Below are 14600 nucleotides of genomic sequence, written 5' to 3'. Positions count from 1 at the left end.
GCAATTTAACGATCTATCTTTAGTCTTGCTGGAACAGCATAGTAAATTTGGACAAGAAACCTCTAGCCGCAACAGTGAAGTGATCCATTCCGGTATTTATTACCCAACAGGAAGCCTCAAAGCAAAATTGTGCGTAGAGGGTAACCAACTCCTTTATCAATTTTGTGAGGAATGGAAAATTCCCCATAAACGGATTGGAAAATTAATTATTGCACGCAATGAGGAAGAGATCCAAGCATTAGACTCGAATTTTGGCCCAGGGTCGTAAGAACGGGGTTAAAGATCTAGAACTCATAGATGGGGAACAAGTTGCAAGACTAGAACCAAATATCAAAGCTGTCGCTGCGATATCATCTCCCTCTACTGGGATTGTTGACTCCCACAAATTAATGTTAAGACTTGAATGGTTAGCACTAGAGCAAGGCGCAATAATTGCATACAACCACGAGGTAATTGGAGTTGATTCGAAAGGGGATGGGTATTACGTGACATACCGTAATCCAGCAGGCCAACATGAATCAATTCATTGTCGCTGGTTAATTAACTGTGCAGGATTAAATTCCGATCAAATCGTTTCTTTCTTGGGAATTAACGTGGATGATATCGGTTACCGCATATACCCCTGTAAGGGCGAATACTTTTCTGTATCCAATACCAAATCAGCTTTCGTGTCACGATTAATCTATCCGCCACCATTAAAGGAATTAAAGGGCTTGGGAATTCATGCTACTAAAACACTTGATGGCCGATTGAGGTTTGGACCCAATGCTTTCTATGTAAAAACGTTAGATTATGATGTGAATGAAGATCATGCCCAAGAGTTTTACGATGCGGTCAATACCTACCTGCCCTTTTTAAACTATTCGGATTTGCACCCGGATATGGCAGGTATCAGGCCAAAAATCCAAGCCCCCGGTGACGCCATCTGTGATTTTATTGTATGTCACGAAGTTGACCGAGGATTTGAAGGGCTAATCAATTTAATCGGGATTGAATCGCCTGGCTTAACTTCGTCACTGGCTTTAGCTGAGATGGTAAAGAGTTTAATACATTAATTAAACCAACTCAATTTTCAGAACGATGATAAACAATATAAGGAAGCCCTAGTTGCCATTAAACGTGGCATTCTAGGGCTTCTTGTCTAGCAATATCAAGGGCCTACGTTCAAAGGCATCTGGGCCTGCATGGCCATCATTAACCGTCTTTCAACTTCTGACCAGTTAATTAATTGTACCCAGGCTGTAACGTAATCTTTGCGTTTGTTCTGATAATCAAGATAGTAAGCATGCTCCCATACATCCATGACAAGTATGGGAATACTACCCGCTTGATATAAATCTTGATGCTTTTCAATGGTTAGTATTTCTAACCTTCCCCAGGCTGGTTGCCATACTAGCAAGGCCCATCCGGACGCTTCTACATTGATTGCGGCATTATTAAACTGTTCCCAAAAAACAGCCAGACTACCAAAATAGCTCATGATATACTTTATGGTTTGAGCCCCGGGGGTCTCCCACCTATTTCCGATGGGAGCCATTGATGTCCAATAAATACTATGCAAGATATGTCCTGAACCGTGAAAGGCTAGTTCTCTCTCCCAATGTTTGATTAAGGAAAAATCCCGTTTTTGCCTTGCCTCGCTCAGTTTAAGCTCAGCCTTATTCAAACCTTCCACATAGGCCTTATGATGTTGTTCATGGTGAATTTGTAATAATCTAGAACTGATTACAGGCTCAAGAGCAGTCAACGCATAAGGGAGCATTGGTAAGTGATGTTGCCCCGTTGGCACTATAATAGATGACATAGGATAGACCTCCCTTTACAACTTCCTCTCATTGTTTAGTATCATTCTTATTCTTCACTAAATAGATTATTATGGATTCTCGATGTTAGAACCTAACTATTAATACTCAGAATTAGCATTATGTCTAGCGTATTCTAGCCCCAAAAGGTATCAGTCCAAGTTGAGCAAATTTAAAATGCTGAAGTCCAAAGGGTATCCCTACAATAGTTATGCAAAAAATTGCTCCTATAACAAGATGAGTTAGGGCAAACTCCCAGCCAAAAACGATGAGCCATATGATATTAAAGATTAAACCTCCTGCCCCAAAATGTCCAAGTTCGATTTCTTTTCCGAAAGGCCACAAGACAAAAAATGAAATCTTGAAACATTGAACCCCAAAGGGTATGCCAATGATTGTTACACATAGTATTAACCCTGCTAATAACCATAGAATCGAGGCAATGATCCCTCCAAGTAATAGCCAAATGATATTGCCTATGAGATTCATGGTCGTGCCATCACAGTCTGAAGTATCGGCAACCCATAATAAACAAGCGCTATAATAACCCCTACAGTAATTGCCAATTTGAATAACTTTTTAAGAATAAATCCCACGGCAACGATCACTAAACCACCAACCAGAATTGTCTGTAACCCTAGCCCACCGAAAAAATTCTCCATAATTTCTTCCCCCTTCACAATAACTCTCTAGTCCACTCCCTTAATCTAACAATAATAACACGCATCTTCCCAACAAGAAATAAGCCTTATCTCAATAGATGTCAGTCTCTTCCAATTTCTAACTAATTAATACATACTATTTCTTCGAATGTTCAAGGCATAGTGTGCCTTGAAGTGATCTTTTGAAACATAATCAAAAGCCCAACGCAAAGCTGATAGAGTGAGGCAATGCTGATATTCTCTTCCGCTGTCGTATCGAAAAAAACATTGAGCTTGGATTCTTGATCCTCATCTGGTTTGGTGTAACAAATCAGCATAGGAACCTTTGGTAGAGGGTGCAGCACAAGCGAAATATCAGAGGTGAAACTGGTTTCCACTGGCTTCCCGTTAAAAATATAAATCATATCCTCAATAAGATCCGGATAGGAATCCGTAAGCTGTTTCAAAGGTTTTTCAAACCTTTGTTCAAAAAAAGCATCCCATACCGTTTTATTACTAAGTTCCCTGAACGGAACCCACTTTCCGGAAGGATCTTTTCCTGCACTATAAATAATATAGTTGAGTAAGGGTACGGTCACCCATACATTGATATGACAGTCAGAGATAATTGTTCCCTCGGTATCCACTGTAAAGTTCTTGGCAAGACATTTAATGGTTAACTTATCGCCAGAAAGTGTAGCCCCCAATCGCTTCAGCGATGAAGAAAAATCTATGGTATTTATTTCTTTTTTCAAGGGCATAAGTATTTGTTTCAATTGCTCTTCTGGAGTCGTATGTCTGATAATTCTTCTATCAAGCTCTTCAAGGATCGTGTTCTCCAGATGAGGGCATGCATCGAGCCGTTTTTCACCCTTAATGACCGAAGCCGAGAACGCCAGGCATGTCGGAACCCCACACTGTTTACAATTCGATTTGGGAAGTGATTTGTAAATTTCTAGAGGATTATCAAGTTGTGACATGTTATTCCCCCTTCTTAAACTACGTGCTTCATAAGTTGAAGTAAATTCATGGAAGTTCCGAGGTCTAGCCTCCCTAAATCATAACTGCCGAGAATTCGGGCATTTTCTTGAGTCGCCATTCGGAAGACTTCCAGTTTAGGAATTCCTGCTTGAACCATCCAGTCCATCTCATCAAATAGGCTCTCAGCGTGCGGGACTCGATAAGCACCGGCATCTGTGCCAACCCCCAGACGTACGTTTAAATGATAGGCCTCATAGATTTTAGCAAGTTGCCCCTCCAGAATCCGTTTCAAAGTCTCGATTTCATGGGAAGAGTAACGATCCGTTGGATATTTTAAAATATTCCCAATCGGTGCAACTGTTGGAACCCAAGCAATTTCTTTTTCTCTCATCCGCTCAAGCTGTTCAGTCGTCATATAGTATCCATGTTCGATTGAATCAACCCCAGCCTCAATAGCCACCGAAATTCCCGTTTCCCCACTAGCATGGGCCATAACAAGTATCCCACGCCCATGCGCCGCCTCGACGAACTCTGCTAGTTCCTCAACCGTCCACTGAGTTGGACCTACCCCCTGAAAATTGTCGAACTTGATTAGTCCCGTCACTACGACCTTAAGCTGATCTATGCCCTGCTCGAAGAAATCTTGCTCCTTTTCCCGCCACTCTAAACGATCCTTAAAGCCACGACCCAGAAAACGACCATACATTCCTGCTCGGCTTACAGCCTCATGAACTGAAATTACCCTAGGACCTGCCCAAATTCCTTCATCGACCTTGTTCTTTGCCTTCCAAGAAAAGCCTGGTAAATCACCGCCATCACGAATAGCCACAATTCCCCTCTCCAGATAACCCCGCAAAAACCCTTGGATATTCTCCTCAATCAAAGATGGCTCCTCCCAATTTTCCAAGCACCGATGAAAATCTAGGCTATCTAAGGCTAAATGCACATGGGCATCAATCCATCCGGGCAAAAGAAAATAGGAGTCCCAAAGCAGTTTTTTTGTAGGGTTACTATCCGAATGATATAAGGGACTTAAAGACTGCAATGAGTTAACCTTACCCCCCTTCCAGGTTAAAAGCATAGACTGAGAACACAAACCCAGTTTAGGGCACCAATACCCAGCGATGACAGCCTCACCTTCATCTGGGATCTCTAAAATTTTTCGTTCTGCACTGCACGAAATCTTCATTGTTCTATACGTTGCGTATATTTCAAGGTTGTTGCTATAACATCCAAATCCATAATTCGCTTCCTTTCATAAAGATTATAATAAGCATTTCTCTGACAAACTCGATCAGATCGATTATATCTACTGTAATTCTATCCTACAGGAATTCTAGCCTACAGTAAACTTCTGATAAAGGAAAATCACTTCTGGTATTTGTTACGTATTTTAGTCTGGTAAAGGTTTCCCTTTTGTTTCTCTAGCCCAGAATAAAGTGATAATGCCAACTATATAAATCATCGAAACCGCGGTAACTGCTTTGGCATAAGAGCCTAAACTACTAACTAAGAAACCAGTAAATAGTGGACCTGAAGCAGCCAAGATTCTACCGAAGTTAAAACAAAATCCCTGGCCGGTAGCTCGTAATCGAGTCGGAAAAAGTTCAGCAAGATAGATCGGAAAACCAGAAAAAATGCCATTATTAAAAAAGCCTAAAACCGGTAAGAGCAGTAGTAACGTAGTATAATTTGTTACATTATAAAAGATAGCGGGTGCTAATAATAAGCTACCTAGAAAAAAGATCAAAAAGGTGTTTTTTCGCCCCAGACGGTCAGCAATCGGTCCAAACACCACATAGCCAAGAATTGCACCAAGATTGAGGGCCATAATAGCATAACTCTTATAGTTTGAGATGAGGGCTTCGGATGTTTGATGTACCCTGAGCAACTCTTCGACGAACGAGGGAGTCCAGTTGGTAACAGCCCAAAGACCAAAGATCGCCGAAAAGGCCAAAAGTGTACCAACTATGGTATCTCGTCTTAATTCAGGCCAAAATAACTGTTTCAAAGTGAGTACTGTCAGGTCTTTGTTGTTGACGATACTCGTCTCGGATAATTTTAAGTTTTCTCGTTTTTTCTGAACTTTTAACCATTTCTCAGGTTCTCTAACCTTTTCTCGGACAAACGCGGCAAATAAAGCAGGTAAAATACCAATAATTAAAACTGCGCGCCACGGGGTAAATTGGTGGGCGCTTGCCCAAGGAACAACCAGTAAATTGACTAATGCCGCCAGGAAGAAGCCAGTTCCCCAAGCACTTTGTATAATACTAAGGACTTTAGTGCGATACCGATCCGGAAAGGACTCAGCAACCAAAGCAGAGCCAGCGGCCCATTCTCCCCCGATACCAAGAGCTGTAAGGAAGCGGAAAAAGGCTAACTGTTCCCAGCTTTGGGATAGGGCCGCTACACCCGTAAATACGGCATAAATAAGTATTGAAATTGCTAACGTTTTACTTCGACCGAAATAATCAGCCAGAGTACCGAAAAGAGTTCCACCTAAGGCCCAACCTACTAAAAAAATCGCTAAAATAATGCCGCCGTGGGAGGCAATATCAGCCTTTGAAGCTGTCCGTCCCATCAAATCTTGTAAGGATGAGGACATAACCATGGCAAAGATCGTAGAGTCCATGGAATCAAACACCCAGCCAAGCCAAGCGGCCGAAAGAACTAACCACTGCTGCCGGGTAATTTTATCAAATTTGCTCATCATTATTCTCACCATTCTCTAAACCATATTCCTCAATTTTATATTGTAATGCACGTCTGCTAATATCTAAGAGCTTAGCGGTTCGGAGTTTATTGCCCTCGGTTTTTTTCAAGGCAACGGCGATTGCGTCCTTTTCCAAGGCTTTAACCATCTCGCGTAAGGTTCCTTGCTTTGAATTAACATCGGGAGTGTGAAGGCTCTTTTTGTTTTCTGTAAGTAGTATTTCCATGGGTAAATCCTCGATCAAAATAACCTGTCCATTCCCCATAACGATGGCATGCTCAATAATATTTTCTAATTCCCGTACATTTCCAGGCCAATCATACTCTTGTAAGACTTGCAAGGCCTCATTGGATATTTTTTTAGGTTCTTTATTTAACTTTGCGCAATATTTATCTCTGAAATAAGCGGCTAGAAGTGGAATGTCTTCTTTTCTCTTACGTAAGGGAGGAATAACAATTGAAACAACATTTAACCGATAGAAAAGGTCAGCTCGAAACGTCTTTTCTGAGATGCTTTGACGCAAACTTTTGTTGGTTGCAGCGACGATTCTTACATCCGCTACTATTTTTTCATTGCCACCCACCCGTTCAAATTCTCTTTCTTGCAAAACTCGGAGTAGTTTAACTTGCAAGGGAGGGCTCATCTCTCCAATTTCATCAAGAAAAATTGTTCCACCGTTGGCATATTCAAATTTACCAGTTTTACGATTGTAAGCACCTGTAAAAGCACCTTTTTCATGACCGAAAAATTCACTTTCCAAAACTCCTTCAGGAATAGCACCACAATTAACAGTAACAAATGGCATGTTTTTGCGTTGACTGTACTGATGAAGGGTACGGGCAACTAACTCTTTGCCGGTGCCACTCTCTCCCTGGATCAACACAGAGGAATCACTAGCGCTGACTTTACCAATGGTTTTAAAAACGTCTTGCATTAAAGGGCTAGAACCCACAAAGGCTTTGATATGAGGTGCGATCGTCGTTTTGGGTTCTAGATTCATAGAGTCTTTCTCTAGCCGTGAGGAAAAGACTTTTTCAACAAGCGTTTTCACGTCTGGAACATCAAAAGGCTTAGTCAGGTAGTCGAAGGCACCGAGGCGCATGGTTTCTAAAGTAGTTTCAACAGTACTAAAGGCTGTCATCATGATAATTGGTAGACTTGGATGGTCAAGACGCAAGACTTTGAAGGCCTCCATACCGTCAAGTTTTGGCATACGGATATCCATGATTAACAGATCGAACCCTTGGCCTTTGATTTTGGCAAGAACTTCTTCGCCATTAGCGGCTGTTGTTACCATGTAGTCCATTTTGGTTAAGACTCGACTGAGTAAATTGCGTACACTTTCTTCATCGTCAGCGACTAAAATAGATCCTTTGGCTTCAGCCATTAAAGATACCTCCTTGCCTTATCGGTAAAATGACCCTGAATTCAGTCCCTGAAGGGTTGGCATTGTGAACTTCGATTTTGCCCTCGTGAAGGTCAATCAGTTGATGGACAATCGACAGGCCCAGACCAGTACCCTTTTCTCTTGTAGTAAAAAACGGATCAAATAATCTTTCTAGAGTCCCTGCGGCGATCCCAAACCCGAATCGATAATACTTATTGTGGCGTTTTTCTCATTCTGTTGGGTGACAATTTTGATAGTTCCATGATCAGAAATAGCTTGGGTAGCATTTAACAACAAATTGATCAAAACCTGTTTTAATTGTTCTTTATCCACGTCGGCCCGAACATTTTTACCATAATCCTTGTCTAAGGTGATGTGTTCTTTAAAGGAGGAGTTTTCCATCAAGACTAACGTTTCCTCAATGATCTCGTTTAGGTCAGCAGAGGCAAAATTACTGGCGGACGGCCCAGCAAAGGCTAAGAGTCCTTCGACGATACGATCAAGACGATTCACCTCTTTAACAACTATTGCCGTATAGTCTCGTTTTGGGTCGTCAAGTTCCAACTCATCTTCTAATACTTGGGAGTAGCCTTTAATTGCCGTGAGGGGATTACGTATTTCATGGGCAACCCCTGCAGCGAGTGCTCCTAAACCCGCTAGGCGATTTTCTCGAAGCACCTGGGCCTCTAGCGCATCACTATGTCTCCGAGTTTCAAGTAGTTTCTCCGCCAACTGATTGATTGAAGAGGCAATTTCCCCCAAGAGCCCCCGTAAGGGACGAATTGTTGACGTCGCATCATGGCTTAAAGCGTCTAAACCACGTTTAATGCTATTGACAGATTCTGATAATTCGCTGGTGAAAATTCCCGCACCGGACAAACTGATGACTGTACCGATGATTAAAATATATATAATGTTTTCCCTTAACCGAGAAAGTTCTATCTCCTCAGGGCTAAGTGGTTGCCCAGTTTTGATGGCTTGGGACTGCAAAATTTTGTTCGTTACTTCCATCGTGACAAACCCTGTTAAGACAATTGGCGTAACGACAAGCAAGAAAATAGAAAGAATCAGGCTTAAGCGGAATTTCATAGCTCAACCTCCACCCCTAGTCAAAAACTATATAATTCGTCAAATTTTCTTAATATTCCTGCAAGATATAGAAATTTCTATTGATGTTTGAATAAGGACTTTTATGTAAGTCTTTGTAAAGTGGAGTTAAAATATGAGTAAGCCTTCAACACGGATTAAATAGTGAAAACCCCCGTATCACGAGGGTCATTAAACAAGAACGTAATAGGTGCTAGATGACTATCTATTTTGCTGCTACGGGTAAATCCTCAACATTTACTCCATTCAAGATAAGTTCTGCTCTTTTAGAATCAAATTCTTTTTCCCAATTAGAGACTACGACTGTCGCAACACCGTTCCCGATTAGATTAGTAAGGGCTCGAGCCTCTGACATAAAACGGTCAACTCCAAGTAATAGCGCTAATCCAGCGACCGGGATCGAACTGATCGATGCCAAGGTTGCAGCTAAGGTAATAAAGCCGCCGCCAGTAACCGCTGCCGCGCCTTTTGAGGTAAGCATGAGCACAGCGCAAATGGTCACTTGATCCATAATCGTCAAAGGCACATTGCAAGCTTGAGCAATGAATATGGCTGCCATTGATAGGTAAATTGTAGTACCATCTAGGTTAAAGGAGTATCCGGTAGGGATTACTAAACCGACGACCGATTTAGAGCAACCCAATCTCTCTAATTTGTCCATCATACGTGGTAACACTGATTCGGAGGAGGAAGTTCCCACGACAATGAAGATTTCTTCCTTGATAAACTTAATGAATTTCCAAATACTAAATCCATTTAACTTTGCAATCAATCCTAGGACAATAAAGATGAAGAGAAAACTAGTGGTGTATACCCCTGCCATCAATTTACCGAGAGAGAAAAGAGTATGAATACCATATTTTCCGATTGTAAAGGCCATCGCTCCAAATGCACCTATCGGCGCAACCTTCATAATCATACCGATAATCCCAAACAATGCTTTGGAGATTATATCAAGCAAGTTAATGACTGGTTTGCCTTTTTCACCTAACATGGATAAGGACAGACCCGAAAGGATTGCGACCAGGAGGACCTGCAGGATCTCTCCTTTGGCAAAAGCATCGACAACCGTATTTGGAATAATTTTTAAAAAGAAGTCCACTGTGCTCATTGACTTAGCCGCAGTAGTATAAGTTGCAATTGATTTGGCGTCTAACGTTGCAGCAGTGGCGTTGATACCAGCGCCAGGTTGATAAAGGTTAACAACGATCAAACCAATGATTAAGGCAATTGTGGAAACTATTTCAAAATAAATGAGGGCTTTTAGGCCAACTCGACCTACTTTTTTCATGTCGCCCATGCTGGCAATTCCGACAACAACCGTGCAAAAAATAATCGGAGCAATCATCATTTTAATTAATGAAAATAAATGCATCGCCGAGAGGTTTCATACTTGCCCCTGTCGTAGGATAAAAATAGCCTAAGAAGACACCAACAATAATGGCGAATAGAACTTGAAAATACAGAACCTGATAGAATTTTTTCTTCTTCTGAATTTTTTCCACTTTAACTCCCCCTACCTTCTTATTAATTTGGCGTTTAACTATTAATAGCAATTTCTGTGCCAAAATTAACATAATATTTACAAATTTATTTATATTAAGATAAATAGCCTAAGTGCCTTATTTGTCTGAACATTTAAATAGATATGAATATTTCCTTGTGTCTAATTATTCTATTAAATGTCTTTTGCAAAAAAAAATTAATGCCTACTATTTAGTCATTAGTGACTAAATAGTAGGCATTATCTAAAGTTATCTTGTTTTTTCTTTTCTCTATTAGCCTTGCGAAGCAAAATTAATCGTCTGTCTTTTTGACATCGTCATTTTGACTTACGTTAGTTTCACCCTTTGAAAACTCAACAGGTGCATGAAACTGGGGCAGAAACATGGGGAAACATGGGGACAGGTGCACTGTTTTGGGGGAAACATGGGGACAGGTGCACTGTTTTGCATGCATGAAACATGGGGACAGGTGAAACATGGGGACAGGTGAAACATGGGGACAGGTGGAAACATGGGGACAGGTGCACTGTTTTGCACTAATGGGCAAAAAAAGCGTGAAACATGGGGACAGATACACCGTTTTGCACTAATGGGCAAAAAAAGTGTACCTGTCCCTTCTTGTTCAGTTTCAAAAACACTTGGCCGGGGACGTGCCTATAAAAGGCAAAACAACGTACCTGTCCCCTCGTTCTCTTAAAAGGCAAAACAACGTACCTGTCCCCTCGTTCTCTATAAAAGGCAAAACAACGTACCTGTCCCCTCGTTCTCTACCTGTCCCCTCGTTCTCTGTCCCCTCGTTCTCTACCTGTCCCCTCGTTCTCTAGAAAGTGTGTGCCTTAGGCTTTGAGCTTAATGACACTCTCACCCAGATATGCCTTTTTTACGTCTTCATTAGCCAACAATTCTTTTCCCGTTCCTTTAAGAGTGATTCGTCCGGTTTCAATGACATAACCAACATCTGCAATGTGAAGTGCCGCATTGGCATTTTGCTCGATTAAAAGAATTGTCATCCCTTGACTATGAATTTCCCGGATGATGTTAAAAATATCTTTAACAATCAATGGAGCAAGTCCTAAAGAGGGTTCATCCATCATAAGAAGTTTTGGCCTTCCATAATCGAAAACACAAATCCGATCCGAAATCCCCATGACCACCTGCATATGGTGTTCAATCATGAAGATCGATAACTGAAACTCATCTCGGATTTGGCGAATAAACTCGGTCAAATCGTCTGTTTCCTTAGGATTCATCCCTGCAGCTGGCTCATCTAACAGGAGAATTGTCGGATTCGTCGCCAAGGCCCTAGCTATTTCAAGACGTCTCTGCTATCGAGATCACTAAATTCCTTAAACAGTCGGATGCTCCCTATTAAAGCAACGTTATTTTCGCCGCAACCGCAATAATAACAGCAAACAAAGCTGATAATGTTGTGCCCAGAATATAGTATTCTGCAAAATCCGGGTTATCTTTGGCTTGATCAAATCGAATAGCAGTTTTTGAACCATACAGAACGGTCAACGCTTGCCATGCACCCGCCAAAATAATACTAATCGTTAAAATACGCTCAACTCCACCTATATACCTTCCCGTTTTAACATCTGCCCCTAAATCTTTTCTGAGCCCGCTCAAAAACATCTTAACAATAACATTAGATACAGACGTTGCAAGACATAAGTAGATTAAAACTAGTAGTATTTTTTTCATGATAGTCAACGATCTAGAAACAGTAACTGTTCCACTAACAAGTTGATCATAAAAGCTCATGTAATGGTTTACATCAAAACTATATAGTGCATGTGCCGCGATAAAAATACTTATTATATGTAACAATTGGTCACCAATAAACAAGCAGACAATCAGTTTATTTTTAGGCTTTGCTTCCGTTTGACCAGTGCTCGAACTTCTTTTTGAAATCTTTTCGGCAATCTTTTCATTTTCTAGTTCCCTTTTAAAAGTGCCAGCTTGGTCAGAGTCATAAGCTTTAATTTCTATTACTGAAGTCTTCTCTGTTACCGAAGTTTTTGCGATTTTGCCCGTCATGACAGAATCGCTGTCATAAATCTTATTTTTTGCCAGGATAGTAGACTTAACCATATCTAGAAGCCAGTGGAAAAAGTTTACTATAAATAACACAATCCAAGGAATCCCTTTGTCCATTAATGCAAAAACTGTGATATTAATCAACATAATAATGACTACATGTATTGAAATACCCAACACTCGTTGCTTTATATCTGGGTCTTTTTTCAATTTGCATAACTGATCACTCTGAAAAACAAAGTCGCCTGCTAAATGAGATAGTAACAACGCTAAAAAGTAATCTAAAAACATTATTTTTCACCTCAATCACTTTTGACATGACGCTCCCCTTAGCACCTTTATATCCATATAAATATTATACTCCAAGTAACAGACAATAAGATGTTAGAACTGCCTAAATATCCCATAGTTAAAACTAGGGGCTTTACGACACTTATGTAAAAAATATGGTCCACCTAAACATTTACATAATGCGATAATTCGTAATTCGATTAACTTAAAGCTAAATACCGATGTTCTAAATATATAACCATATATGTTATAAAATAAAAATATAACCTATACGGTTATATTTTTGTAAACTATAATAAATTGGCCTTTAAATTGGACTACCATAGCTATTTTTTTTTGCGTTCCTCTCTTGATTTTGGTGTATCTAAATACATTTTAATCAATGAGTCAACCGTTGATTCCAACTCTTTTATATCGTTCCAGTATGCTGAAGCCACCTGTTTACTAACTGAAGGTTGGGTACATTTTAATAGATTAGCAATGTCACTTTGATTTTTGTTTTCTCTTAAATATGGCAATATCTCATTAAATTTACTGGCTTTGTGTATCCAGAACTTTCGCGTAACAGCAAGAAGCCCCAATAATGTATTGATAGTAGTTTCATCTTGCTCGAGAATAGTGCTTGGTTCACCCCTAAAGACTATTGCATGCCCTTTCTTACTATGGCCTATATCCAACGCAATTCTCGCGTAATGAAACGCGGGGCCGTCCATTCCCAAGGCAACTTTCTTAATGTCCGTTAATATACGACCTAAACCAACACCAAAGCGTACTTCTACTAACTTATCCTTATCTTGTTCCGCGTTAATACCTTCAACAACATGGGAAATAATCTCGTAAAGTGGAGCATTGGGTCGTAATAGGCCCTGAAATTCGTCACCTAACGTAATCAGAAAATCTGAGACTATATAATCTGTGTACAGCTGGTTCACAGAATCTAACGTTTCCTCTAGTCTATATTGTAAATGTTTTCGCTGTTCACCCGTAATTTTTTTAGAATCAACAATGTCTCCAATTATCGCTAAATAACGATTACTAGTCATTTTTTGCTCCGCCCTTTCGATACGCAGGTATCATTACCAAGATAAACTATTTGCACTAGTCTTTTTCGTATACTATTTATCCAGTAGTTCTAATGAATAATAAACTATGTAAAAAAAGGCAGAGTGTGTTTATTTAAAGTTGGCTATCCTAATCCTTTTGAGCACAATAATATAGCTATTACCATATACTTCCTTAGTATACCACAATAGCAATTTATTATTCGAGGTCTTTGTTATTATTTCGATGAATTTTTTATTCATTAATCCCTTTGCGACCGCTTTCTATTACTCAATTATAAAATATACATAAAATGTAGTGCCTGCAGGACTAGTTTCAACACTTATCCTTCCGTTATGGCGTGAAACTATACTGTAACACACCGCTAATCCTAAACCCGTTCCTTGTTCTTTGGTTGTAAAGAATGGTGTACCCAACTTTTCAAGCATACACTGTTCAATTCCATTACCTTCGTCAGATATTGCTAAAGTTACTTCACTGTTAGTAGATAACGTTCTTATTCTTAACTCTCCGCCACTAGACATTGCTTCAAATCCCATTACGGACAAGATCTAATAACAGTTGGCGTATTTCCTGTATGTCTAGTTGTAAATCCGGTACATCATTAAGCTGAACAGTCAATAATTTATCATTGTTTTGTGCATCCGCTTGGAGAAGCGGCAATGTGGAGGTAACTATGTCATTAATATTGTACCATTCCAATATAGTAGGTTTGTTTCTAGTAATGGAAAGAAACTCCGAGAGAATAGAATTTGCACGATCTAGTTCTTCTATCATGATCTCAAAGTATTCCTTATCCTTTGATTCTTGTTTATCCTTAAGCAATTGTAAAAAACCTTTTACTGTTGTCATAGGATTTCGCACCTCATGACTAATACTGGCCGCCATTTCACCGATTAAATTTAACTTCTCAAGTCGGACCATCTCAATTTCAGTGCGTTGACGTTCTATGATTTCCAAAGTAAGTAAATTATTAGCAGCTTGTAATTCCTCAGTCCGCTCCGCAACTAAATGCTCTAGATAATAATTATGCCGCAAATTCTGTTGCTTAAATTTATACACTAGCCTTGT

The 14600-nt window shown here is 40.1% G+C and carries 16 protein-coding genes and 1 pseudogene; 2 read left to right on the top strand and 15 right to left on the bottom strand.

Going from position 1 to position 14600, the window contains the following annotated elements:
- Together UF75_RS30860 and UF75_RS20000 are read left to right on the top strand one after the other, a co-directional pair.
- The coding region (locus tag UF75_RS30860) for an FAD-dependent oxidoreductase (protein WP_156146529.1) at positions 1-268 on the top strand (268 nt) is incomplete at its 5' end.
- On the top strand, positions 252-1055 hold the full coding sequence (locus tag UF75_RS20000; RefSeq protein WP_052693470.1) for an FAD-dependent oxidoreductase: 804 nt from the start codon (positions 252-254) through the stop codon (positions 1053-1055). The genes UF75_RS30860 and UF75_RS20000, both read left to right, overlap by 17 nt.
- Positions 1056-1150: 95 nt before the next feature.
- On the opposite strand, the gene UF75_RS19995 is transcribed toward UF75_RS20000, so the two are convergent.
- The 15 genes and pseudogenes from UF75_RS19995 to UF75_RS19935 form a co-directional block, all read right to left on the bottom strand.
- Positions 1151-1804: a superoxide dismutase gene (locus tag UF75_RS19995; RefSeq protein WP_045576322.1), complete on the bottom strand. Its 654-nt coding sequence runs from the start codon at positions 1802-1804 to the stop codon at positions 1151-1153.
- 124 nt (positions 1805-1928) lie between these two features.
- A complete protein-coding gene (locus UF75_RS19990) occupies positions 1929-2291 on the bottom strand; it encodes a YccF domain-containing protein (protein ID WP_045576321.1) in 363 nt (120 codons plus the stop codon).
- Positions 2288-2464, bottom strand: a complete 177-nt coding sequence (locus tag UF75_RS29320) for a hypothetical protein (protein ID WP_045576320.1) — start codon at positions 2462-2464, stop codon at positions 2288-2290. Before UF75_RS29320 ends, UF75_RS19990 begins: the two co-directional genes overlap by 4 nt.
- A gap of 152 nt (positions 2465-2616) precedes the next feature.
- A complete protein-coding gene (locus UF75_RS19980; protein ID WP_045576319.1) occupies positions 2617-3423 on the bottom strand; it encodes a DUF3786 domain-containing protein in 807 nt (268 codons plus the stop codon).
- 14 nt (positions 3424-3437) lie between these two features.
- On the bottom strand, positions 3438-4613 hold the full coding sequence (locus UF75_RS19975) for an amidohydrolase family protein (RefSeq protein WP_045576318.1): 1176 nt from the start codon (positions 4611-4613) through the stop codon (positions 3438-3440).
- Between the two features lie 204 nt (positions 4614-4817).
- Complete coding sequence (locus UF75_RS19970) at positions 4818-6137, bottom strand: MFS transporter (RefSeq protein ID WP_242860360.1); 1320 nt, start codon at positions 6135-6137, stop codon at positions 4818-4820.
- Positions 6121-7524, bottom strand: a complete 1404-nt coding sequence (locus tag UF75_RS19965; protein WP_045576316.1) for a sigma-54 dependent transcriptional regulator — start codon at positions 7522-7524, stop codon at positions 6121-6123. The genes UF75_RS19970 and UF75_RS19965 overlap by 17 nt, the downstream gene beginning before the upstream one ends.
- Positions 7525-7695: 171 nt before the next feature.
- Positions 7696-8613 carry a two-component sensor histidine kinase gene (locus UF75_RS26515; RefSeq protein WP_052693466.1) on the bottom strand — a complete coding sequence of 306 codons (918 nt, stop codon included), beginning with the start codon at positions 8611-8613 and terminating at the stop codon, positions 7696-7698.
- 223 nt (positions 8614-8836) lie between these two features.
- Entirely contained in the window at positions 8837-9982 is a 1146-nt protein-coding gene (locus tag UF75_RS19955; RefSeq protein ID WP_282433836.1) for a dicarboxylate/amino acid:cation symporter, read from the bottom strand.
- 1 nt (position 9983) lies between these two features.
- Positions 9984-10136, bottom strand: a complete 153-nt coding sequence (locus UF75_RS30855; protein ID WP_282433835.1) for a hypothetical protein — start codon at positions 10134-10136, stop codon at positions 9984-9986.
- Between the two features lie 836 nt (positions 10137-10972).
- Positions 10973-11245, bottom strand: a pseudogene (locus tag UF75_RS19950) (ABC transporter ATP-binding protein); the annotation flags it as partial.
- Between the two features lie 259 nt (positions 11246-11504).
- A complete protein-coding gene (locus UF75_RS19945; protein WP_045576315.1) occupies positions 11505-12467 on the bottom strand; it encodes a DUF3307 domain-containing protein in 963 nt (320 codons plus the stop codon).
- 326 nt (positions 12468-12793) lie between these two features.
- Positions 12794-13510, bottom strand: coding sequence for a SatD family protein (locus UF75_RS26510; protein WP_052693464.1), 717 nt, complete (start codon positions 13508-13510; stop codon positions 12794-12796).
- A gap of 285 nt (positions 13511-13795) precedes the next feature.
- Entirely contained in the window at positions 13796-14068 is a 273-nt protein-coding gene (locus tag UF75_RS30400; RefSeq protein WP_242860359.1) for an ATP-binding protein, read from the bottom strand.
- Positions 14058-14600 (bottom strand): histidine kinase dimerization/phospho-acceptor domain-containing protein (locus tag UF75_RS19935; protein ID WP_282433834.1); only part of this gene is annotated, 543 nt, incomplete at its 5' end. The genes UF75_RS30400 and UF75_RS19935, both read right to left, overlap by 11 nt.

The sequence above is a fragment of the Desulfosporosinus sp. I2 genome, assembly GCF_000960765.1.
Lineage (GTDB): Bacteria > Bacillota > Desulfitobacteriia > Desulfitobacteriales > Desulfitobacteriaceae > Desulfosporosinus.
The sequence above is the reverse complement of the archived record's forward strand: the minus strand, read 5'-3'. Positions and strand labels throughout refer to the sequence as shown.